This window comes from Bacillus sp. AY2-1 (assembly GCF_008368965.1).
In the GTDB taxonomy this organism is placed as follows: Bacteria; Bacillota; Bacilli; order Bacillales; family Bacillaceae_G; genus Bacillus_A; species Bacillus_A thuringiensis_S.
This window is the reverse complement of sequence record NZ_QPEL01000013.1, coordinates 1-21,236: the sequence shown is the minus strand read 5'-3', so window position 1 is coordinate 21,236 and position 21,236 is coordinate 1. Positions and strand designations below refer to the sequence as shown.

The window sequence follows — 21,236 nt, the reverse complement described above, 5'->3', positions numbered from 1 at the left end:
TATATATATACAAATTGGAGAAATGGGGGAGCGCTATGCGCGATTACTTAATTAAACCACTTGTTGGTCAGCCGTATCCAATGATTTCACATGGAAAAGGTGTTTATTTGTATGATCAAAATGGTAATAAATATTTTGATGGTTCGTCAGGAGCAATTACGGCAGGTATTGGGCATGGCGTAAAGGAGATTGCAGACGTTATTAAAAAGCAAGCTGAGGAGATTGCTTTTGTTTATAGATCACAGTTTACGAGTGAACCAGCTGAAAAATTAGCGAAGAAGTTAAGTGATTTAAGTGTAGGAGATTTGAACTGGAGTTTCTTTGTAAATAGTGGTACGGAAGCAAATGAAACAGCTATGAAAATTGCAATTCAGCATTTTCAAGAGCGAGGTATTCAAGGTAAGCATAAAATTTTATCGAGATGGATGAGTTATCACGGTATTACGATGGGTGCGTTATCGATGTCTGGTCACCCACTACGTAGACAACGTTTCGTATCTATTTTGGAAGATTATCCGACTATACCAGCTCCATATTGTTTCAGGTGTCCTGTTCAAAAGGTATATCCAACTTGTCAGCTGGCATGTGCGACTGAATTAGAAAGATCAATTGAAAGAATTGGTGCAGAGCATATTGCTGCTTTTATTGCTGAGCCGATTATCGGAGCAGCTGGAGGCGCGGTTGTTCCGCCAAAAGACTATTATAAAGTCATTAAAGATATTTGCAACCATTACGATATTTTATTTATTGCGGATGAAGTAATGACTGGGCTTGGTCGTACGGGAGCATGGTTTGCGATGGAGCATTGGGGTGTAGAACCTGATATTATGACACTTGGTAAAGGGCTAGGAGCGGGATATACACCGATGGCAGCGACAGTTGTAAGTGATCGTGTTATAGAACCAATATTACGTGGATCACGTTCAGTAATGAGCGGTCATACGTTAAGTGCAAATCCATTGTCTGCAGCAACGGCTTTAGCTGTTATTGAATATATGGAGAAACATAATCTCCCTGAAAAAACAGCAGAAAAGGGAGAATATTTAATAAAAGGCTTACAGAAAGTTCAACAACAATCGACAATCATTGCTGATGTGCGCGGAAAAGGGTTGCTAATTGGAGTAGAATTGCAACCGTTTACAAAAGCGTCGGAGCTTATTTCGGTTGCAGCTAAAAATGGCCTGCTTTTATACCAAGCAGTTTCAGGGCAAGCAGGAAAAGAAGATAGTGCACTGCTAGTAGCACCGCCAATGACAACTACATATTCCGAGTTAGATGAATTACTTTCAATTTTCTCTAAAAGTGTGGAAGAGATGATTCAAAAAGGAGGGCATAGTATCGCATGACAACTATTACAAATACATTCGGTAAATTAAAAGAAATTGAGGAAGTAATTTCTTTGTTCCATGATGATATGACATTAATGTTTGGGGGATTTGGAGGGATTGGATCCCCTCCATCTTTAATACAGGCAATTTTAGAAAAAGGCGTTACAAATTTAAATTTGGTTGGAAATGACACTGGATTTCCTGATGTAGGTATCGGTCGTCTTGTTACAAATGAAAGAGTTAAATCACTAATTACTTCTCACATTGGCTCCAACCCAAATGCAGGAAGGCAACTAAACGAGGGAAGATTACAAATTGAGTTTTCTCCGCAGGGAACATTAGCAGAGCGCATTCGTGCTGGTGGTGTTGGTCTTGGTGGTGTTTTAGTTGATGTAGGTGTTGATACGATTGTGGAAGAGGGAAAACGAACAGTTGAAATGAATGGTAAGACATATTTAGTTGAAACAGCATTAACTGCTGAAGTTTCAATTGTATATGCGAAAAAGTCAGATCCGTTTGGTAACCTTGTTTTTGACAAAAGTGCACGAAATATGAATCCTCACGTAGCAATGGCTGGGGATATAACAATTGTAGAAGCAGAAGAAATAGTCCCGCTAGGAAGTTTAGATCCAGAGGAAATCGTCGTTCCAGGTGTTTTCGTAAATTATATTGTACCGTCGGAAGGAGTGAACTGGAAATGGGTATGGGCGTAGAAGTGAGAGATAAGATTGCTAGGCGAGCGGCGAAAGAAATACAAAATGGCATGATTGTAAATTTAGGTATTGGCATACCATCGCTTGTACCAAATCATTTGTCTGACGATATAAATGTTATGTTTCATGCGGAAAATGGAATCGTCGGAATGGGACCAACACCAAGTAAAGGGAATGAAGATGAAAATTTGTGTAACGCAGCAGGTTTACCAACTTCTCTTATAACAGGAGCGAGTTATTTCGATAGCTGTACAGCGTTTGGTATGATTCGAAAAGGTTTGCTAGATATAACGATTCTTGGTTCATTACAGGTAAGTGAAAATGGTGATTTAGCAAACTGGATTGTACCTGGAAAACGTGTTCCAGGCATTGGTGGAGCAATGGATTTAGCACAAAAAGCGAAGCGGGTCGTTGTTGTGATGAATCATGTTGATAAGTATGGAAATGCAAAAATTGTTTCAGAGTGTACATTGCCATTAACTTCAAAGAAATGTGTAGATTTAATTATTACTGATATGGCGGTCATGGAGGTAACTCCGAGTGGACTTATATTACAAGAATTAATGAGCCCATACACAGTAGAAGATGTAAAACGACATACAGAAGCTGATTTTCAAATTAGTTCTAACTTACTAGTAATTGAATGAAGGGAGATGTAATATGTGGAGCAATTAAAAAAGCAAGTTTGTGATTATATTGAGAGTCATGAAGAAGAAAGTGTAAAATTTTTAAAGCGATTAATTCAAGAAAAGAGCGTATCTGGTGATGAAAGCGGTGCGCAGGCGATTGTGATTGAAAAATTACGTGAATTAGGTTTAGACCTCGATATTTGGGAGCCTTCTTTTTCTAAAATGAAAGGTCATCCTTATTTTGTATCACCCCGTACAAGTTTTTCAGATAGCCCAAATATTGTAGCAACTTTAAAAGGAAGTGGCGACGGGAAATCTATGATATTAAATGGGCATATTGATGTAGTTCCGGAAGGGGATGTGAATCAGTGGGAACATCATCCTTATAGTGGTGAGAGAATAGGAAATCGTATATATGGCCGTGGAACGACGGATATGAAAGGCGGAAATGTCGCACTCATGCTTGCGATGGAAGCGATTATTGAATCTAGCATTGAATTAAAAGGAGACATCTATTTTCAAAGTGTAATAGAAGAGGAAAGTGGCGGAGCAGGGACATTAGCAACTATATTACGAGGATATAAGGCAGATGGTGTCATTATTCCAGAACCTACTAATATGAAGTTTTTTCCGAAACAACAAGGTTCCATGTGGTTTCGTCTACGTGTAAAAGGGAAAGCAGCACACGGTGGAACGCGTTATGAAGGGGTTAGTGCAATTGAAAAAAGTATGTTTGTTATAGAACATGTAAGAAAGCTAGAGGAGAAAAGAAATAGTCGAATCACAGATCCGTTATTTAAAGGAATTCCGATTCCAATTCCAATTAACATTGGGAAAATTGAAGGAGGGAGTTGGCCAAGTTCTGTTCCCGATGAATTAATTTTAGAAGGAAGATGCGGTGTTGCGCCGAATGAGACTATAGAGGCGGCAAAAGAAGAATTTGAGAATTGGATTGCTGAATTAAATGATGTGGACAATTGGTTTGTTGAAAATCCAGTAGAAGTAGAATGGTTTGGAGCGAGATGGGTTCCTGGTGAATTAGAAGAAAATCATGAACTTATTACCGCACTTCATCATAACTTTGTTGAAATCGAAGGGAACGAACCAATTATTGAAGCATCTCCTTGGGGGACTGATGGAGGTTTATTTACACAAATCTCAGGTGTACCAACTATAGTATTTGGTCCAGGAGAGACAAAAGTAGCACACTATCCAAACGAGTATATAGAAGTTGATAAAATGATAGCTGCCGCAAAAATTATTGCATGTACATTACTAGATTGGTGTGAGGTGAAAAAATGAAATACTATGAATCTTTTAGAGAACAGACGAATTGTTATACAGTAGAAGGCGTTTTAGATTATTTTAATAAACGTATCCGAGTAGACCACTATACAGGAAATGTTGAAAGTATTATACAGACAATTGACGAACTAGCAGAGAAACATTCTTTCACTAAATGTATTATTAAAGGAAAGGGAGAGCATGTTTCAACATGGCTCTCTTTCGGTTTTTTGTTGGAAGCAACGATACCTCATTATTTTCAAGGACACGATGCATACTTTTTTGTGAAATATAATAATGATGAAAGACGAAATAGTATGCATTGGACTGAGGAAGATACTATATTAAGCGGTGTAAAAGGAAAAGAAATAAAAGAAAAAGTAGTTCCAGAGAAATTTCTGCTGAGAAAAGCGACTGAAGAAGATGCAGAAGAATTAGCAACTGTATTCGGAAAAGTATTTGAAGTGTATCCGACACCTTTAAATGAAGCGAGTTATGTATTACAGACGATGAAAGAAGACGATACAATTTACTACGTGTATGAATTTGAGGGGGAAATTATTAGTACAGCATCTGCAGAAATGAATATAAAAGAAGGGAATGCAGAATTAACAAATTGTGCTACTTTACCTGAATATCGTAAACATGGATTTATGAAAAGTTTACTAATTAAATTAGAGGAAGAGCTCCGAGAAAAATCTATTTTCTGTTCCTATACAATTGCTCGATCGCTTTCTTTCGGAATGAATGCTGCATTTCATCAATTAGGCTATACGTATACAGGAAGACTGGCGAATAATTGCTACATTTTCGATAAGTTGGAAGATATGAATATATGGGTGAAAGATTTATCTAGCTATTCGAAAGCAGTAAAAATTCCACCTCAAAATTCGGCTGTAAAGCAAAATAGTTAGGTGGAGCTGGGTGTTCGAACAAGCCGTACTAATTAAAATATAAAATTGATCAAAATTATAGAACGGAATCGTCATGCTTACAATCGCACATAGGTATGCCGAAAATTCGGCATGTAATTGCTGGATTTTCGGCAAAAGGGGGGATGACATTGCTAGCAGTTTCGACACAAGAAGTCATTGAAGCGATTTTGGGCAGTATTGATGAGGCTATACACGCTGTAGATGAAAATGGAATTACAATATTTTATAACTCTGTAGCTGCAAAACACGATGGATCCAAGATTGAAAAAGTGTTAGGGAAGCATTTGTTAGAAGTGTTCCCGTCTTTATCAAGGGAAACGAGTACATTGATGAAAGTATTAGATACAAAAAAACCTATCGTACATCAAGTACAGCATTATCAAAATTTAAATGGTGAAGATGTTTGTACAGTAAATACGACGTTACCTATTTTTATAGATGGGAATATTGCCGGGGCTGTTGAAATTGCAAAGGATTACTCTACAATTCAAAAACTTACTGACACAATTGTTGATTTACAGTCGAAAATAAAACGGTCATCTAGAAAAAAATTGATTAAAAAGCATGCTGCATTTGAGACGATAGTGACAAATGATACGCGGTTTAAACAGACGAAAGAGCTAGCACAAAAAGTAGCACCAACAGACGCAAATGTTTTAATATATGGTGAAACAGGAACAGGAAAAGAACTGTTCGTACAAGCAATTCATGAAGCTTCTAAAAGAAAAAACAAGCCATTTATTGCACAAAACTGTGCAGCTTTACCAGAGTCGTTATTAGAAAGTTTATTGTTTGGAACGACAAAAGGAAGCTATACAGGAGCGATTGAAAGAGCTGGGCTATTTGAACTTGTTGATGGTGGTACATTATTTTTAGATGAACTGAATTCAATGCCTCTTGATTTGCAGGCAAAAATGTTACGAGTGTTAGAAGATGGAGTCATTAGAAGAATTGGTGATAATAAGACGAGAAAAGTAGATGTTCGCGTTATTACCGCAATGAACCAGCCTCCAGAAATATGTTTACGAGAGAATAAAATTCGCACTGATTTATATTATCGCTTAAACGTATTTTCATTATATATCCCACCACTTCGTGAAAGAACTGAGGATGTACTATTATTAGCATCTTATTTTTTGGAAGAATATAATAAAAGTTATAAAAAAGGTGTACTTCAAATTGATGAGGAAGCGAAAGATAGACTGCAAGCTTATCAGTGGCCTGGAAATGTCCGGGAGTTAAAACATACGATTGAACATGCTGTTATTATTGCAGAAGGGAATACATTAACAGCCAATTGTTTACCACGTACATTTCGGAAAGAGAAGTTTTCGAAGAAGAAGGGTATAATGCCACTTAGAGAAGCACTTCATCAAACAGAAAAAGAATTAATAGATCAAGCGTTGATTGAAACGGAAGGGAATATATTACAAGCCGCAAAAATGTTAGGTATCCCTCGTCAAACGCTTCAATATAAACTGAGCAAGTACGACAAAACCGCCGAATAATCGGCGGTTTTTGTGTGTTTGCACGAATAAAAGAGCGTTTACATATATATAAAGTAATGAATATAATGTTAAGTATTGATTTCATACAACGCTTAAAAATATTTTTTCGCTTATATAATAGGGTTCTCCGCACATTTACTTATCAACAATGTAAAGTTGGCATAACTATTGCTTATATAAAGGGTGAGCGTATAAAAAGGGGGAATAGCAATGTTACATGATGTATACAAACCAAATCGTCACTGGAAGGATATCGAATTATGGAAAGATGTTACTGAAGAGCAATGGAATGATTGGGTTTGGCAATTAACGAATACGATCAAAACGTTAGATGACTTAAGAAAAGTAATTAACTTAACACCTGAAGAAGAAGAGGGCGTTAAAATTTCAACGAAAACGATCCCGTTAAACATTACACCGTACTATGCTTGGCTAATGAATCCTGATGATCCACGCTGTCCGATTCGGATGCAATCAGTACCGATTTCGGAAGAGTTATATAAAACAAAATATGATTTAGAAGATCCGCTTCACGAAGATGAAGATTCACCAGTTCCAGGGCTAACACATCGTTATCCGGACCGTGTACTATTCTTAGTAACAAATCAATGTTCTATGTATTGTCGTTACTGTACACGCCGTCGTTTTAGTGGACAAATTGGAATGGGTGTACCGAAGAAACAATTAGATGATGCGATTGCTTATATTAGTGAAACACCACAAGTACGAGATGTATTAATCTCCGGTGGTGATGGACTTCTAATTAACGATAAAATTTTAGAATATGTATTGAAAAATTTACGAGAGATTCCGCATGTTGAGATTATTCGTATCGGAACGAGAGCACCAGTAGTATTCCCACAACGTATTACAGAAAATTTATGTAACATTATTAAAAAATACCATCCAGTATGGTTAAATACACATTTCAATACATCTATTGAAATTACTGAAGAATCGAAAAAGGCATGTGAAATGTTAGCGAATGCTGGTGTTCCAGTCGGAAACCAAGCAGTAATTTTAGCTGGTATTAACGACAGCGTTCCAATTATGAAAAAACTTATGCATGACTTAGTAAAAATCCGTGTACGTCCATACTACATTTATCAATGTGACTTATCTGAAGGTATCGGTCACTTCCGTGCACCAGTATCTAAAGGTCTTGAAATTATTGAAGGTTTACGTGGACACACATCTGGTTATGCAGTTCCGACATTCGTTGTTGATGCGCCAGGTGGAGGCGGTAAAATTGCACTTCAACCAAACTATTTAATCTCACAAAGTGCAGATAAAGTTGTACTTCGTAACTTTGAAGGTGTTATTACGACGTATCCAGAGCCAGAGAGCTATATTCCAGGAAGAGCGGAAGGATACTTTAAAGAGATTTATCCGAACTACGAAGAAAAACGTTCAGATGTTGGTATCGCAGGTCTTATGAGCGATAAGAAATTTAACCTCGTTCCAGACGACTTACAGCGTATGAACCGTCGTAAAGACTACGAAGATAATGATACTCATGCATCTTTAAAAGATAAACGTGATAAGCGTGATCAATTAAAAGATAAAAAATATCAAGCACAAATGGCTAAATTAGAAGAAAACGACAAAAAAACTGAGGGTGATGCAGTATGAATTGTATGTGGTGTGACAGTACAGAAGCGAAAGAAAGCTTGAATACTGTATATTGGGAATTACCAGATGGTACGAAAGCCATTGAAATCCAAAAGACACCATGTATTTCTTGTTCCTCGTGCGGGATGGACTATCAATCAGACCATACAGTAAAAGAAATTGAAGATCAGTTATTTTTAATTTATACGAAAGATTTACCAAAACAACTAACATATGAAGAATTAATGGGAAGACCACGTCTATTAAAAAGAAATTACTTCGACTTTTAACCAGCTTTTATGCTGGTTTTTTTCTTTTTTGCCTTGTATAATGTACCCAAGTTAGAAAGGTAGGGAATATTTTTGAAAAAGACATTTTACCATTATATGATGAAGCATCGTGCAGCTTTATTTAGAAATGAAATTTCAGATTTAGCAGAGGCGATGTATGATGATTTAAGTTTTCCGAAGCAATCTGAAGACTATGATGAAATTAGTTCATACTTAGAGTTGAGCGGAATGCTAGAAAGTATGTCTATATTTGATGAAGCCTGGGATTTATACATACAAGATAGATAAAAACTATTTGAAAACATACAGAATACATTACTTTGTTTAAAGTGAAGTATTCTGTATGTTTTTTTATATGAAATTTGTTGATTTGAAGCTAGTCTAGTTACTAGCTTTTTTTTGAGTGTAACGTAAATTTTATAAGATTATAATTTTTATTGAAAAAATTTATGAATATAAGCTTCTGTGATAAGCGTTTTTATGTAGGTTGCATATACTGATATCAAAATCACGACGTCAAAAAAAGGAGAGATAGAGATGGCAAGAAAAAAACAACCTAAATACAACGTAGGGGACATAGTCGTGATTACGCTATATGGAACCGTTGGGAAAATCACAAATATGAAGGTTTTAGATGGAGTTTATGTATACGAAGTCAATAATCACGATGGATTTTACGTAGAGCAAACGCTGCAGCACGTTACAGAGCAAGATATGAAAAAGGGCGATACGGAGTGGATTGAATTAAATTATAATTTCACGTTTGGTGATCTTGTGCAAGTAACTGGATATGATAAAGATGTTTTCCGTATTGTTGGTTTTCGTACAGAAGTATGGAGATATAAGAATGACGCATGGGAAGATACAATTTATGAATTGTCACGGATTACGGATGGTGAATGGTTAGAAGCGGATGAGTCAGATTTAACGTTACTTGCCAATGCTCAAACGGCAAATGCAATTTTGAAGAAACTGAAACAAGATAAAGCAGGTATGAATAAATTAGATTTAGGTAAGTTAAAGTCAATTAACAACTCGAAAAAAGTGAGTGTTAAGACGAATCGTCAAGAAATCATTGATGGATTACTTGATATTTATAACGATTATCAATTATTGTTCGATACATTTAAAGATGAAGAATATAAAATTGTAATGGATGTTGTTCATAATTATTTAGTTAAATTGACAGAGAAAAAATAGTTAACTAGAAAGAGAGAATAAATTGAACAACAACATATGCAGTATAAGGTATGCCTACAATTATTAAAAAAATAAAAAGCCACTTTATAAGAGAGTCTGCCCATTGATCTTCATGCATGAACTCTTCTTTTGTTTGTCCTACTTCATATTGATTTTCCATTATTATTTCCCCCTTTGAATAGCTTGTACTACAATCGTATGCATCTCGTCCAAAGCTTATGACCTATAAAAAAATAAAATCTATTTTTCTAATCTCATATACATAATTTTGAGATTTTTTCATAAAACAGAAATAAAGGAGTGATGCTCATGAAGGAAATTGAAGTCGTGATTGATACGGAAGAGATTGCGGAGTTTTTTTATGAGCAACTAATTGAAAGAGGGTACGTCCCGAAACGAGAAGAAATTGAAGATCTCGCAGATATTACATTTGAGTATTTATTAGAGAAATGCATGATTGATGAAGTTTTTGATGAAGAGGATGAATGAAAGTAACGACGGGCATAACTCGTCGTTTTTTTACTCTTTACAAACCTGTCACAAATATAGTCAATAATTATTGGTATAATTAAAATGAAATTTTACTCAAGAGGTGAAGGGATGTTCAAAAAAATTATTGATTCTTTATTAGGAAAGAAAAAATATCGTTCGTATTCAAGTAGTGATTATCGTCGTAGAGGGCGCTCGTATTCAAGTAGCGATTATAAACGACGTTCATCTGGTTATGGACATCAACATTATAAAAGAAAACGTAAAAGCCGTAGCTTCTTTTCAAGTAGCTGATGAAATGGCGTCGTGTACTAGCATTATTTGATAGACCACTGCGGAAAAATACAATTGTTGCAGAACGTTATAAAATTGAATCAGTAATTGGAATGGGCAGTTATGGGGTCACATATGTCGTTAATGATTTACAAGTAAATAGATATAAAGTCTTAAAACAATTAAGACAAAGTAAACAAAGATATGAGTCTGGTAGAAAATCATTTGAACAAGAGAAAATGATTTTACAAACATTAAATCATCATGCAATTCCTAGTCTGTATGATCATTTCATATGGGAGAAAAAGAGCTTCTTTGTGATGGAGTACATGCCTGGTAAAAATTTTGAAGATTATATTTTCATAGATGGGTATGTATATACAGAACGTGAAGTTTTTGAGATTTTATATGAAATATTAGAAATTGTATCGGTGTTTCATAGTGAAGGCATTATTCACCGAGATTTACGCATTCCAAACATATTAATGAAAGAAAATCAAATTAGTATTATTGATTTTGGATTGGCTAAATGGAAAGGTGAGGGTGATGAGAGAGCTACAACTTACGAAGGTGAACAAGCTTTGATGCGAGAAGTCCACTTTCGTAGCGACTTTTATGCACTCGGTCATTTCTCGTTATTTTTATTATATGCAGGATATGAATCTAATGAAAAACAGGAAAAACCATGGTACGAAGAATTAACTTTGGAAAATTATAATCGCGAAATGCTTATGCGAATGTTACAAATAAAAACGCCGTACTATGAGAATGTACAAGATTTAAAACAAGATGTAGCTTCTGCTTTAGAAAGGATGGAGACTCCATGTTTCAAAAGTTTTTAGCAAGCGTTGGTATTGGAAGTGCAAAGGTAGATACTGTTCTTGAAAAAGATGAGTATATTGTTGGGGAAGAAATAGTTGGAAAGGTTCATATAACTGGAGGTTCAGTTAGCCAGCAAATTGAAAGCATTTACTTAACATTATCGACGTCGTATGTACGAGAAGTGGATGATAAAAAAGTAACAGCAACGTATGATTTAGAGCGAGTACGCTTAACAGAACCATTTTCTATAGAACCGAATGAAAAAGTTGAAATTCCATTTTCTTTTCCAATGCCAATTGAAGCACCACTTACACTTGGTATGAAAACGGTTTGGATTCATACAGGTCTTGATATTAAACGTAGTATAGACCCAAGTGACCGCGACTACGTTCAAGTGTTACCCAATGCATTATTAAGTAGTGTTTTAGATAGTGTAAATGAATTAGGGTTTAAAGCACGTCATATAGAATGTGAAGAATTACCGCATCGATTACGTAAGCAAGTTCCATTCGCACAAGAATTTGAGTTTATTCCAGTTTCTGGAGAGTATTATGGGAAATTAGATGAATTAGAATTATTAATCTTGCCACATGCATACGATCGACTAGAAATTATTATGGAAGTAGATAGAAAATCTCGTGGTTTAGCTGGATTATTCGCTGAGGCGCTTGATCTTGATGAGAAGGTGATTCGTTTTACCGTAACAAGAGAAGATATCCCTGAGATGAAGCAAAAAATTAATAATTATATTTTTTAATAAACTATGCATAAAAAAGAAATGGAGAGGAAAACTAAAACAACCGCTCCATTTTTTTGCATAGTGAGGTTATGTATGTGAAACGATATCGACATTTATACTTGCTAAGTTTTACGTTACTCATTTGTTTTGTCGTATTATCACTTTCGTATCATACCGCTTGTATTGAGAATTTTGACAATATAGTCGCACATTTTATTCAAAGCTTTCGAAACGATTATTTGACGACCTATTTTACTTGGGTGTCTTTTATCGGTTCCAAAAGGATATTTTTCCCATTGCTCATTATTCTTGTAATGTATTTTCTCGTTAGAAAAAAGTTGCTTAGTGCATTGCTTCTAACAATTAATTACTACGGATCTCGTTATTTAAACAGTCTGCTTAAACTATGGTACGAACGAGCAAGACCTGATGTTACGCAGCTTGTTACTGCAACTGGATATAGTTTTCCGAGCGGTCATACGATGAATGCTACGGCTTTTTTAGGATTTATTGCATACGTCACAATTACTGAAGATCGTATTTCGTTGCATAAAAAATTGCTAATTATTCTTATAGCAAGCTTTGTTGTATTATCTATTTCAGTTAGCCGAATATATCTTGGCGTGCACTATCCATCTGACATATTAGCAGGATGGGCAGCTGGCGGTAGCTGGCTCGTTTTATGTGTTATATTCCATAAAACGTTCATAAAAAAAGAACCTATGTCATAATAGGTTCTTTTTTCATTGGCTCAACATGAATGTGTGCATGGTAAATTCCAAACTTTTTGCGAAGCATAGCTTCGATGTTGTCGGTAATACAGTGACTTTCTCCAACATCCATACGAGCATCTACTTCAATTGTAATATCAACGTACGTTTGATTCCCGTACATACGTGCTCGAATATCTACAATGTTTTCCACACCGCCAATATGCTCAATAGCATCAGCGTATTCCTCCATTTTATCAGGATCAATTCCATCTGTTAGCATATGAGAAGATTCTACGAAAATCTCCCATGCAGTTTTACAAATAATAAGACCAACAATTAAAGCGGCAATAGGGTCTAAAATAGGCATTTGGAACTGAGAACCGACAATACCTACTACAGTACCGATACTTACGAGTGCATCTGATAAATTATCTTTTGCAGCAGCTTCTAGTGATTTACTTTTTGTTCGTGCTGCAATTTTTTTCGTATACAAATACACGCAGTACATAACGACAGCAGAAAATAAAGCAACCCATGCAGCGAGTACATTAGGTGCTGCTTGTTTCGGATTTAAGAAAGATTGAATGGCACTAATAACAACTTCTAATCCGACTGTTGCCATAATGAAGGACGCAACAAGTGATGCGATTTGTTCGGCCCGTGAATGCCCATACGGATGATCTGGGTCACGAGGTTTACGAGATATTTTTAGACCAATTAATATCGCTAAAGAAGCACCGATATCCGTTAAGTTATTTAAACCGTCAGCACGTAATGCGCTAGAGAGGGTAATATAACTGATGATGATTTTCATAGAGGATAAAAATATGTAGGCCATAATGCTGACAATAGCACCTTTATCAGCTTCTTTATGAGAAAGAGTATCCATTTTAATCACTCACCTTTCTTTAAAGGAATTTCTTTCTATAAATAGAGTATCAAACGAAAGTCGTGTGGGTCTATACAAACATTGTTGACGTTTTATAGCTTTTTAAGAAGGGGATAACAAAGTTTCGTGAAGGAAAAATATGTTGAAAAGTACAAAGTCAGGGTGTGAACCTAATTAGAGTTTATTTACTAAAGAGATAGGAGGGTAGATGGATGAAGAAGCGAATACTTTTCTTAATATGTACTATTCTTATAATGACAGGGTGTAATTCATTAAACGATGAAAAACATCAAAAGATAATTGTGAAAACAGATGAAAGCCCTCTGAAAAATATTTTCCAGAGGGCTTTTATTTTAGTATGCTTCTAAAAACTCAGTAACTTGCTCTTCAGTTTTTGCATTAGCACTATGTAAGTGGCCTAGCTTCTCACCATTTTGGTATACAAGTAAACTTGGAATACCCATTACTTGATACTCTTCAGCGATACTTGGAAACTCATCTTTATTAATAGAATACCATTCAAATTTATTGAACTCTTCCATTACATCTCCGATAAAGTTGTCCATACGTACGCAATCTGGGCACCATGTAGTAAAGAACTTAACAACTACAGGCTCCTCGCTTGCGATGATGTCTTTGAATTCTTGTTCTGTTTTAATTTCTTTCATAAGTAAAACTCCTTTCAATATTACACGAATTTATATGCAAAATTCGTATTTGCAAACATGTTGCAAACTTATTATTTGTTTTTTAGTTTTGTAGTTCGTTCACACTTATAAAACTGTATTTTAAATTGTATATAACATGACTGGACTTCTAAGTGTGAAAATAACGGAACCTCACTTTTCTTTATAAGCTTTTTCCAGGATTGTGTCAAACTTCTGAATTTTATACAGCAATTAAAGAAGCCCACACTTTGATTGAGTGTGGGCAGAGTGACTAAAATTAATCGCTTATTAATTTCGAATAGATATTTAAATCGATAAGCTTTCCAGCTGATTTTTCGCTCTTTCTCAGAGTCCCTTCAAAAGTAAAGTTTAATTTTTCTAATACCTTTATGGAATTTACATTTGCAGGTTCAACTTTTGCTTCAATACGATATAGTTTTAAATGTGTAAAAGCATAATCTAATAAAGAGGATATTGCTTCAGGGGCATATCCTTTACCCCAAAATTTTTTTGAAATATCATAACCAATCTCAGTCTTTGAGTTTTCAAAATCTAAGGAATTATAGCCACATGAACCGATAATGTGATTAGATTCTTTTTCAATAATAGTAAAACGTATAGCTTTATTATTTTGAGCGAGTTCGTTAAGAAATTGAATCATATCTTTTGCCTGGCTTTCATCGGTGAAATTACTTATATTCATGAATTTAGTAACATCAGGATCAGACCATATTTTAAACATACTTAATGAATCAGATGCTTTCATTTGCCTTAAATATAATCGTTGTGTGTGTAGTTCAGTAATCAATACTTTTACCTCCGTTATGTTGTAAGAATAGGTAGTTTAAAAATATTGATATCTGCGCATAATTCAGTTCCTTTTAGATTAATTAACTTTTATTATACAAGAAAATTACTACAGTGAACAAAGGCGTTAATTAGTTTAGCTATTTTCTATAATTGATGGAATCAGAGAGAAAAAGGAACATGGTTTCAGTGGATTTAAAGATTTTAGCCCGCTATTTGTGAGCAGTAAGACCCCACCTTAAAATTCAGCAGAAGCAAAGAAGTTAGGTGGGGGTCGGGCTGCCCGTAAAAGCCCGATTGGTGAGGGCTAATAATCAATGGGGGATGAACACCCCCCCATTGATTAGAGTTTCACTTTATTCAATTCTTTAACAAACCCCTTATCTGGAAATTAAAGAACGCCTTGGGAGAAAGGCGTTCCATGACCAAGGAATGTATGGAAAATGATACTAAATGATTCATAATGAGATGATCATAAGTATTGTATGTATTTCTCTAATGTATGTGAAGTCTTTATTTCATAATATCGAAAAAGAACATGCATATAAGCATGCTCTTTCACAAGAAAGATAGATTTCTATGAGTGGATGCCTCCATACAATAATATATGCTTGTCCAGTTAAAAGGTGAAAAGTTTTATTAAAATCGTTATTTCAATGGAGAAGCCCTAGGATTAGGAGGCTAGGGCTTCAAGTCATGGTATATCTCACACGACATTATAAAAAGAAAAGAACGTACTGAAGATAACACATGAATATTTCATATTTTATTATAAAAACTGTATAAGGCTAGAATTTATATAAATGTAATGGAAAGTAATTAATAAAAAATTTTATTAGGGATTTGCCTTAATCATTTATAACAGCCAAGAATATTTATAAAATATGACTGTAGAAACAGGTCCGATCTTTATAACGATGGAGGGAATTGGTGTGGACATAACTCAAAGTATGGCCAGAATAGTGGTTAATGGGAAAGATCTTCCGTTTACTTCAGTTAGAACTTCAATATGGAATCAAGGACCTGTAAATGATTTAATTGTTTCGACAAATCGGAGAGTCGAGGAGTTTTATCAATTTATGTGGTCACAAGTGCCAGTTACGCTCACAATGTATTTTCTTCAGGGAGCGGACTTGATGAGATTTGCTAGAATTGTTGGAATCAATTAAAGTGTAACGGGAGAATATATATATCATTTCTTTTGGGGATAAAATGAATTTAAAGCAGTTTAATAGCTGTTTTTTTATTTTATAGAGACATGATTCGAAGGCGAAGAATATGTATGGCTAGGAAGATTAGCTTAGATCGTGATATAGATAAATTATTATCGCTTCTGAGTTTTTAAAAAATTTTCAAGAAAATTGGGAGGTTCTAATTGGATATATATCAACGCTTGGTTATTAATAGGAAATATAATAAAGGTTAAAAAGTTTAATGGAAATTTATTTATTTTTTCGAATCATAAAATGAGCAATTTATGTGAAGAGAATAATGACTAGTGAGTGGTTTAATACATTTAAAGATAGGAACATAAAAAAAGCGGTGTTAGTAATATGTATTATACAAAACAATGTAGAGAAACGATCAATATATAGGTGTTATTTTTAAGGATGTTTATTTTTATAAGACAATATAATAAAGAAGGAACAGGTTAAGGGACAGTTTGAATTTCTAACAGAGAGCTGTGTGATTAAATAGGATAAAAGTAATTATTTAATGTTGGGATAGGTTATAAATGGAGAACCAATTAAAAGAAATATTTGGTGCATTGATAGCAGCTATAGGTACAATAACTTCCGCTATTGGAAGTACACCGTTCTATTTTATAAGCAGTAATGTAAGGGAGAATCTGAATATATATGGAAACACATTGCAAGCAGTTGGTAACGCTTTAGAGGCTGATGGTCAAGGGGGAATTTCTCTTGAAAAAATTGGGAATAAAATCCAATCAATTGGTAATGTAACTGTAATATCAGGGTTAGTTATTGATTTTACAGATGAAACAAAAGTTAAATTAGTTATTTCTGGAAATTGGGCGCAGGCTTTAGGAGGACTTACAGCATTAGCAGATGAATTTGAAGATACTTCAGATAAGGATGAGTCTTTTAATGTTGTAGGAAACTTATTGCAAGCTATAGGAAATTCCTTGCAAGCGATTGGAGGAATATATGAGCTAAAAAGTATTAGAGGAGATCGGCAGGATAGTAAAGAAAATCTAGTAAATGATACAGGGGAAATTTTAGACAATCAAGCAAATAGTCAACTGGATAAAAAGAAAGAAGGCCAGTCAATAGATACCATAGGAAGTTGGATTCAAGCCGTAGGTTCTATATTTTCATTAATTGGACAAATACGTGAAGAAAGTGAGGAGTTAGAAGGGAGCGATAAATAGACTAGTTGTAAAAGAGCCTCACATATTGCGCATATTTGATAGTAGGAAATTTTTTTATTGAATGCTAAGTTTAAAATTATATGATGCAGTAAGTAAAAAGGGTTCAAGGAGTATTATTAGTTTAATAAAAAAGAGCGGTTAGCAAAAGCGAAAAGTTTTCATGAAAACTGGTAATAGAAACTGCTTTTTAGAAAAATAACATATACTTATTGAAAATGGAATACAGGAGTTCGTATTGTAGGTTTTGCATATGGCTATTCGTTCTCAGGAATTACACGTGAATTAGTAGGATTGTTAGTTTAGTAGTAATGAAACTTATGACGAATATTTCGATAGATGCCATTATCCAAGTGGTGTCTTTTTTTATTGTTAAGGAATAAATAAAAAAGAGAGTTTAAACCCTCTTTTTTATAATTATCTAACTATTATGCGCAAATTGGAATTCCTAATGCTATTAGAGTCAATGCTACTTGAAGAGAAAGTTCTAATCTAGCAATTTCGATTCCAGCAACTGAAATCACTAAAAGAGGTTGTCCATTAACGAACAAAACACAACTTTCCATGCTTACGCCTCCTTTCTAGTAATCTAATATAGTATATGGATTAAACTTAAAAAGTGTAATAGTTAAATGTATGAATTCAATATAATTAATAAATTAAACTATTATATTTAATAAATTAAAATTGACCTAACAGCTGCTTTTTTGTCACTTTATAAGAAGGGTCAGAATATATTAGAAGTATAAAAATTATAGGAGTGATAGATATGTTCTTTGCAAAGTTGCGTGGTAGAAATGAAGTTCCACCAGTAGAAACAGATGCTCGAGGAGAAGGTTTCTTTAAATTAAGCCGGGACGAGCTTAGCCTAAAATTTAAGTTGGATTTATTCGATATAGAGGATGTAGTAGCTGCACATCTGCATCTTGGATTAAAAGGAAAGAACGGTCCTGTTGTAGCTTTTTTATTTGGACCGATAACAAATCCAATTTCAATAGAGTGTGCAACTTTTACGGGAATGATTACTCAAGAAGATTTGGTCGGAACGCTAGTGGGTCAAACATTAGGCACTCTTATAAATGAGATTATATCTGGAAACATATATATTAATGTTCATACAGTACAACATCCTAATGGTGAAATTCGTGGACAACTAAATTATTGCTAATGAATTATGGCAGTAGGAAAATTTAGCGAGAAACAAAAAGCATCCGTTGAGTGTGCTTTTATTTAGAGAATGATATTTATATTGAAAATGTTTAACCTTAATAAGAGCTAGTGAATTAGCTTTTGCACTCACTGAAATATAGAATCATAACATATTTTGTAATAACTTATACGGAAGTGAGTTGAAAATCATGTTTTATTCATATTTTAATTCTCAAGCTGGCATGCGACCAGCGTATGGTACGTCTATAACGTATAGTGGAGCACAAAGTACAGTCCAAGCTATTCAACAAGCATTACAAATGCAACAACAAATGCAAATGCAGCAGCAAGGAGTACAACCATATTACTCATCCGTAGAGTATTTTTACCCAGTACATCATGTTACACCGTATGGAAGTTCTTTTCTTACTATTCCATATGGAACTGTATACAACTTATAACTAGTAAGGAATTATGTGGTGTATATAAATAAGGGTGCAGGTTAATAGCGCCCTTATGAACAATAAAAATAGCTAGTCCAAACCTTATAAATCAATCTTACATAATATGTAGTAATAAGTTTGAAAGGGGAATTAGTATGTCTTGTTATTACTACTGTAAGTATTGTAAGGAGTATAAAAAGAAGCACCATGATTGTTGTAAGAACACTAGTAAGTGCCATGATAACAAGGACAATCTTGTTAGAGCATCGGCATTTAGAGCTAGAAATACTGTGAATCAAAATGTTCCTGCTAATACTTTTGTGAAAGTGTTATTTCAAAATGAACAATTTGATTTAGCGAATGAGTATAATCCAGCAACATCTATTTTTATGCCGAAGACTAAAGGAGTATATTCTATTATTGGAACGATTGGTTTCTTTCCAAACGATCCAACTTTAAATTATAGAGCGCGTGTAGAAATTCGTGTGAATGGAAACGCAGCGATAGCTATAGATAATGACTTTTTTGGTCCAATAAGTTTTGGAAATGTAGTAAGTGTTTCGACGATTGTTCAATTGAATGCAGGGGATGAAGTTGAGGTTTATGCACAAAGTAGTATAGATGGAGTTTTAAGTCCTTTAGAAGATGGTGCACATTTTGAAGCAGCAAGATTTCCTTCTCCGATTAAATAAAGTCATTAAACATTGAGTTTACAGAAGCTTAAAGGTAAATCCTCACCGAAATGGTGAGGGTTTTTTACTCTATTAAAAATAGTAACAGGTCGTCCAAGCTATTCTAATCTATATAGCATACTATATAAAAATAAGTGTAAAGGGGGACTAACTATGTCTTATTATTACTGTAAGTATTGTAAAGATTACAAAAAGGAAAGTCATGATTGTTATAGAAAAAGTAGTAAATGTGATAGGAAGTATGTAAAGGTGAAGTGTTGTGATGATAAGAAAGAGGAGCTTGTAAGGGCATCGGCATTTAGAGCTGTGAATACAGTTAATCAACCTGTTCTAGCAAATACTCCTGTTAAAGTATTATTTCAAAATGAACAATTTGATCTAGCGAATGAATATAATCCAGTAACATCCATTTTCACTCCGAAAACTAGAGGAGTATATAGTGTATTAGGAAATATAACATTTTCTCCAAATGATTTTAATGTGAATTACAGAGCTAGAGTAGAAATTCGTGTAAATGGAAATCCAGCAATAGCGATAGATAATGATTTCTTTGGAACAGGAGTATTTTTTAATAATGATGTTTCAGTAACTACTATTCTTCAATTAGAAGCAGGAGATTCAGTTGAAGTTTTTGCAGAAAGTAGTATTGCGGGCGTAATTGTACAAAATGTTAATGGTTTAAATACGGTTCACTTTGAAGCGGCAAGATTTCCTTCTCCAATTAAATAAAACAGATCATTAAATGTTTTTTAGTAGGTTTAGTTAATCCCCTTACCAAATGGTGGGGGATTATTATTGTTTTTCTAAAATATATAAGTAAACAGGTAAAGTGTAGTTTAATTTGTAGAGGCTTTAACCTTATTCAGATAATGAAAAAAATAATATGTAAATAAGTAACATGCTTCTGAAAACTCAGTGTTAGTAAGTTTACTAGTTTTTTTATAGAACAAGAAAGACGAAATACATAAAAGATCGTATCATTACGTTTTTTCTTTACTATATAGAAATTACATATTGAACATAAATTTGTGTAGGGAATGCTAGTACACTGAAAAGAATAACATAAAGGCGATTACACTATATAAAAACAAAATCAATCCTAAGATGAGTAGTATTGGATGCAGCTTGAACATATTTGACCTCCTTGAGTACATAAAGAATTTTAATATATTGTTGGTCAATTTAGAAGGGGACGGTTACATAAAAAAAGAGCATACATAATAAGTACGCTCCAAAGAAAGATAGGTTTTATGAGTGGATAATCTCCATACGATAATATATGTCCTTTTAATAAAAACGTGTAAAAAATCAATGAATTATCGATGGAATATCATAAAATGAGTAATTTTAGTCTAGAAATGCAGTCATTTTCTTTCTCAGTTATTTTAGGTAACAAAGTTGTGAAAATCGTGCATTATGCGGACTAACAACGGGATAACGATCGTACTTCAGTTACATATTTCTTAAAGTCTGGATATTGCGTGATAGTTTGACATTTTGGGGTGCATAGTTGATTAATAATAGACACATTTGTAATTACTTCGTTACAAGGACCGAAAAATGTAACTTTTAGCTTTGAATTTGGTGGGATTTTGAACACGATAGGCTTTTTTTCCATGAAATCAGCTCCTAATATTGAGTATTATAATTTAATGGATATAGAGT

Annotated in this window: 27 protein-coding genes; 21 read left to right on the top strand and 6 right to left on the bottom strand. The window is 34.2% G+C overall.

Annotated features, from left to right (window positions below; all coding sequences use genetic code 11):
- The first annotated feature begins 35 nt into the window (after positions 1-35).
- From DN403_RS02205 to DN403_RS02155, 10 genes are all read left to right on the top strand, one after another.
- Positions 36-1,346 (top strand): aspartate aminotransferase family protein, encoded by a 1,311-nt coding sequence (locus DN403_RS02205; protein WP_098437203.1) that lies wholly within the window; start codon positions 36-38, stop codon positions 1,344-1,346.
- Complete coding sequence (gene atoD, locus DN403_RS02200) at positions 1,343-2,041, top strand: acetate CoA-transferase subunit alpha (RefSeq protein WP_000208111.1); 699 nt, start codon at positions 1,343-1,345, stop codon at positions 2,039-2,041. Before DN403_RS02205 ends, atoD begins: the two co-directional genes overlap by 4 nt.
- Entirely contained in the window at positions 2,026-2,688 is a 663-nt protein-coding gene (locus DN403_RS02195; protein WP_149185285.1) for a CoA transferase subunit B, read from the top strand. The genes atoD and DN403_RS02195 overlap by 16 nt, the downstream gene beginning before the upstream one ends.
- A gap of 15 nt (positions 2,689-2,703) precedes the next feature.
- Positions 2,704-3,972 (top strand): peptidase, encoded by a 1,269-nt coding sequence (locus tag DN403_RS02190; RefSeq protein ID WP_000436696.1) that lies wholly within the window; start codon positions 2,704-2,706, stop codon positions 3,970-3,972.
- Positions 3,969-4,868 (top strand): putative beta-lysine N-acetyltransferase, encoded by a 900-nt coding sequence (ablB, locus tag DN403_RS02185; RefSeq protein ID WP_000878599.1) that lies wholly within the window; start codon positions 3,969-3,971, stop codon positions 4,866-4,868. The genes DN403_RS02190 and ablB overlap by 4 nt, the downstream gene beginning before the upstream one ends.
- A gap of 143 nt (positions 4,869-5,011) precedes the next feature.
- A complete protein-coding gene (rocR, locus tag DN403_RS02180; protein WP_014894777.1) occupies positions 5,012-6,397 on the top strand; it encodes an arginine utilization transcriptional regulator RocR in 1,386 nt (461 codons plus the stop codon).
- A gap of 210 nt (positions 6,398-6,607) precedes the next feature.
- Entirely contained in the window at positions 6,608-8,029 is a 1,422-nt protein-coding gene (gene kamA, locus DN403_RS02170) for a lysine 2,3-aminomutase (protein WP_000902145.1), read from the top strand.
- Entirely contained in the window at positions 8,026-8,298 is a 273-nt protein-coding gene (locus DN403_RS02165) for a YokU family protein (protein WP_000995766.1), read from the top strand. Before kamA ends, DN403_RS02165 begins: the two co-directional genes overlap by 4 nt.
- A gap of 72 nt (positions 8,299-8,370) precedes the next feature.
- A complete protein-coding gene (locus tag DN403_RS02160) occupies positions 8,371-8,586 on the top strand; it encodes a YozE family protein (RefSeq protein ID WP_000750717.1) in 216 nt (71 codons plus the stop codon).
- 249 nt (positions 8,587-8,835) lie between these two features.
- Complete coding sequence (locus DN403_RS02155; RefSeq protein WP_000101498.1) at positions 8,836-9,498, top strand: hypothetical protein; 663 nt, start codon at positions 8,836-8,838, stop codon at positions 9,496-9,498.
- 4 nt (positions 9,499-9,502) lie between these two features.
- Here the strand turns inward: DN403_RS02155 and DN403_RS02150 are convergent, their stop codons facing one another.
- Entirely contained in the window at positions 9,503-9,658 is a 156-nt protein-coding gene (locus DN403_RS02150) for a DUF3930 family protein (RefSeq protein WP_000431485.1), read from the bottom strand.
- A 149-nt stretch (positions 9,659-9,807) separates the two neighbouring features.
- Between DN403_RS02150 and DN403_RS02145 the strand changes: the two genes are divergently transcribed.
- The 5 genes from DN403_RS02145 (at position 9,808) to DN403_RS02125 (ending at position 12,552) form a co-directional block, all read left to right on the top strand.
- Positions 9,808-9,987, top strand: coding sequence for a YozD family protein (locus DN403_RS02145; protein ID WP_000658451.1), 180 nt, complete (start codon positions 9,808-9,810; stop codon positions 9,985-9,987).
- Between the two features lie 111 nt (positions 9,988-10,098).
- Entirely contained in the window at positions 10,099-10,281 is a 183-nt protein-coding gene (locus tag DN403_RS02140; RefSeq protein ID WP_000473371.1) for a hypothetical protein, read from the top strand.
- The gene (locus DN403_RS02135; RefSeq protein ID WP_000872072.1) at positions 10,281-11,102 is read left to right on the top strand and encodes a serine/threonine protein kinase; all 822 of its coding nucleotides are present in this window, start codon (positions 10,281-10,283) and stop codon (positions 11,100-11,102) included. Before DN403_RS02140 ends, DN403_RS02135 begins: the two co-directional genes overlap by 1 nt.
- Complete coding sequence (locus tag DN403_RS02130) at positions 11,084-11,839, top strand: sporulation protein (RefSeq protein ID WP_098834010.1); 756 nt, start codon at positions 11,084-11,086, stop codon at positions 11,837-11,839. Before DN403_RS02135 ends, DN403_RS02130 begins: the two co-directional genes overlap by 19 nt.
- Positions 11,840-11,916: 77 nt before the next feature.
- A complete protein-coding gene (locus tag DN403_RS02125; RefSeq protein WP_002082842.1) occupies positions 11,917-12,552 on the top strand; it encodes a phosphatase PAP2 family protein in 636 nt (211 codons plus the stop codon).
- On the opposite strand, the gene DN403_RS02120 is transcribed toward DN403_RS02125, so the two are convergent.
- From DN403_RS02120 to DN403_RS02110, 3 genes are all read right to left on the bottom strand, one after another.
- A complete protein-coding gene (locus tag DN403_RS02120; protein WP_000380385.1) occupies positions 12,542-13,423 on the bottom strand; it encodes a cation diffusion facilitator family transporter in 882 nt (293 codons plus the stop codon). The two genes, DN403_RS02125 and DN403_RS02120, sit on opposite strands and share 11 nt — an antisense overlap.
- 353 nt (positions 13,424-13,776) lie before the next feature.
- Entirely contained in the window at positions 13,777-14,091 is a 315-nt protein-coding gene (locus tag DN403_RS02115) for a thioredoxin family protein (protein WP_000658787.1), read from the bottom strand.
- Positions 14,092-14,368: 277 nt separating this feature from the next.
- Entirely contained in the window at positions 14,369-14,899 is a 531-nt protein-coding gene (locus DN403_RS02110; RefSeq protein ID WP_149185284.1) for a GNAT family N-acetyltransferase, read from the bottom strand.
- 883 nt (positions 14,900-15,782) lie between these two features.
- On the opposite strand from DN403_RS02110, the gene DN403_RS02105 reads away from it, so the two are divergent.
- Together DN403_RS02105 and DN403_RS02100 are read left to right on the top strand one after the other, a co-directional pair.
- A complete protein-coding gene (locus DN403_RS02105; RefSeq protein WP_002082840.1) occupies positions 15,783-16,067 on the top strand; it encodes a hypothetical protein in 285 nt (94 codons plus the stop codon).
- Between the two features lie 566 nt (positions 16,068-16,633).
- On the top strand, positions 16,634-17,290 hold the full coding sequence (locus tag DN403_RS02100; RefSeq protein WP_098437205.1) for a DUF6944 family repetitive protein: 657 nt from the start codon (positions 16,634-16,636) through the stop codon (positions 17,288-17,290).
- Positions 17,291-17,715: 425 nt separating this feature from the next.
- On the opposite strand, the gene DN403_RS02095 is transcribed toward DN403_RS02100, so the two are convergent.
- Positions 17,716-17,853: a DUF3956 family protein gene (locus tag DN403_RS02095; RefSeq protein ID WP_000443218.1), complete on the bottom strand. Its 138-nt coding sequence runs from the start codon at positions 17,851-17,853 to the stop codon at positions 17,716-17,718.
- Between the two features lie 203 nt (positions 17,854-18,056).
- On the opposite strand from DN403_RS02095, the gene DN403_RS02090 reads away from it, so the two are divergent.
- The 4 genes from DN403_RS02090 (at position 18,057) to DN403_RS02075 (ending at position 20,300) form a co-directional block, all read left to right on the top strand.
- Positions 18,057-18,455 carry a CHRD domain-containing protein gene (locus DN403_RS02090; RefSeq protein ID WP_016077766.1) on the top strand — a complete coding sequence of 133 codons (399 nt, stop codon included), beginning with the start codon at positions 18,057-18,059 and terminating at the stop codon, positions 18,453-18,455.
- 190 nt (positions 18,456-18,645) lie between these two features.
- Positions 18,646-18,897, top strand: coding sequence for a DUF3947 family protein (locus tag DN403_RS02085; protein WP_000500101.1), 252 nt, complete (start codon positions 18,646-18,648; stop codon positions 18,895-18,897).
- 137 nt (positions 18,898-19,034) lie between these two features.
- On the top strand, positions 19,035-19,571 hold the full coding sequence (locus DN403_RS02080; protein ID WP_014894775.1) for a C1q-like domain-containing protein: 537 nt from the start codon (positions 19,035-19,037) through the stop codon (positions 19,569-19,571).
- A gap of 153 nt (positions 19,572-19,724) precedes the next feature.
- Positions 19,725-20,300 (top strand): complement C1q domain-containing protein, encoded by a 576-nt coding sequence (locus DN403_RS02075; protein ID WP_000122944.1) that lies wholly within the window; start codon positions 19,725-19,727, stop codon positions 20,298-20,300.
- Positions 20,301-20,994: 694 nt separating this feature from the next.
- On the opposite strand, the gene DN403_RS02070 is transcribed toward DN403_RS02075, so the two are convergent.
- Entirely contained in the window at positions 20,995-21,189 is a 195-nt protein-coding gene (locus tag DN403_RS02070) for a hypothetical protein (protein WP_000412557.1), read from the bottom strand.
- Positions 21,190-21,236: the final 47 nt, after the last annotated feature.

Bases quoted from the DNA above. Each gene is read 5' to 3' on its own strand.
- DN403_RS02205 (WP_098437203.1), top strand. From the start codon at position 36: ATGCGCGATTACTTAATTAAACCACTTGTTGGTCAGCCGTATCCAATG.
- atoD (WP_000208111.1), top strand. From the start codon at position 1,343: ATGACAACTATTACAAATACATTCGGTAAATTAAAAGAAATTGAGGAA.
- DN403_RS02195 (WP_149185285.1), top strand. From the start codon at position 2,026: ATGGGTATGGGCGTAGAAGTGAGAGATAAGATTGCTAGGCGAGCGGCG.
- ablB (WP_000878599.1), top strand. From the start codon at position 3,969: ATGAAATACTATGAATCTTTTAGAGAACAGACGAATTGTTATACAGTA.
- rocR (WP_014894777.1), top strand. From the start codon at position 5,012: ATGACATTGCTAGCAGTTTCGACACAAGAAGTCATTGAAGCGATTTTG.
- kamA (WP_000902145.1), top strand. From the start codon at position 6,608: ATGTTACATGATGTATACAAACCAAATCGTCACTGGAAGGATATCGAA.
- DN403_RS02165 (WP_000995766.1), top strand. From the start codon at position 8,026: ATGAATTGTATGTGGTGTGACAGTACAGAAGCGAAAGAAAGCTTGAAT.
- DN403_RS02155 (WP_000101498.1), top strand. From the start codon at position 8,836: ATGGCAAGAAAAAAACAACCTAAATACAACGTAGGGGACATAGTCGTG.
- DN403_RS02150 (WP_000431485.1), bottom strand. From the start codon at position 9,658: ATGGAAAATCAATATGAAGTAGGACAAACAAAAGAAGAGTTCATGCAT.
- DN403_RS02145 (WP_000658451.1), top strand. From the start codon at position 9,808: ATGAAGGAAATTGAAGTCGTGATTGATACGGAAGAGATTGCGGAGTTT.
- DN403_RS02140 (WP_000473371.1), top strand. From the start codon at position 10,099: ATGTTCAAAAAAATTATTGATTCTTTATTAGGAAAGAAAAAATATCGT.
- DN403_RS02135 (WP_000872072.1), top strand. From the start codon at position 10,281: ATGAAATGGCGTCGTGTACTAGCATTATTTGATAGACCACTGCGGAAA.
- DN403_RS02130 (WP_098834010.1), top strand. From the start codon at position 11,084: ATGTTTCAAAAGTTTTTAGCAAGCGTTGGTATTGGAAGTGCAAAGGTA.
- DN403_RS02120 (WP_000380385.1), bottom strand. From the start codon at position 13,423: ATGGATACTCTTTCTCATAAAGAAGCTGATAAAGGTGCTATTGTCAGC.
- DN403_RS02115 (WP_000658787.1), bottom strand. From the start codon at position 14,091: ATGAAAGAAATTAAAACAGAACAAGAATTCAAAGACATCATCGCAAGC.
- DN403_RS02105 (WP_002082840.1), top strand. From the start codon at position 15,783: ATGACTGTAGAAACAGGTCCGATCTTTATAACGATGGAGGGAATTGGT.
- DN403_RS02100 (WP_098437205.1), top strand. From the start codon at position 16,634: ATGGAGAACCAATTAAAAGAAATATTTGGTGCATTGATAGCAGCTATA.
- DN403_RS02095 (WP_000443218.1), bottom strand. From the start codon at position 17,853: ATGGAAAGTTGTGTTTTGTTCGTTAATGGACAACCTCTTTTAGTGATT.
- DN403_RS02090 (WP_016077766.1), top strand. From the start codon at position 18,057: ATGTTCTTTGCAAAGTTGCGTGGTAGAAATGAAGTTCCACCAGTAGAA.
- DN403_RS02085 (WP_000500101.1), top strand. From the start codon at position 18,646: ATGTTTTATTCATATTTTAATTCTCAAGCTGGCATGCGACCAGCGTAT.
- DN403_RS02080 (WP_014894775.1), top strand. From the start codon at position 19,035: ATGTCTTGTTATTACTACTGTAAGTATTGTAAGGAGTATAAAAAGAAG.
- DN403_RS02075 (WP_000122944.1), top strand. From the start codon at position 19,725: ATGTCTTATTATTACTGTAAGTATTGTAAAGATTACAAAAAGGAAAGT.
- DN403_RS02070 (WP_000412557.1), bottom strand. From the start codon at position 21,189: ATGGAAAAAAAGCCTATCGTGTTCAAAATCCCACCAAATTCAAAGCTA.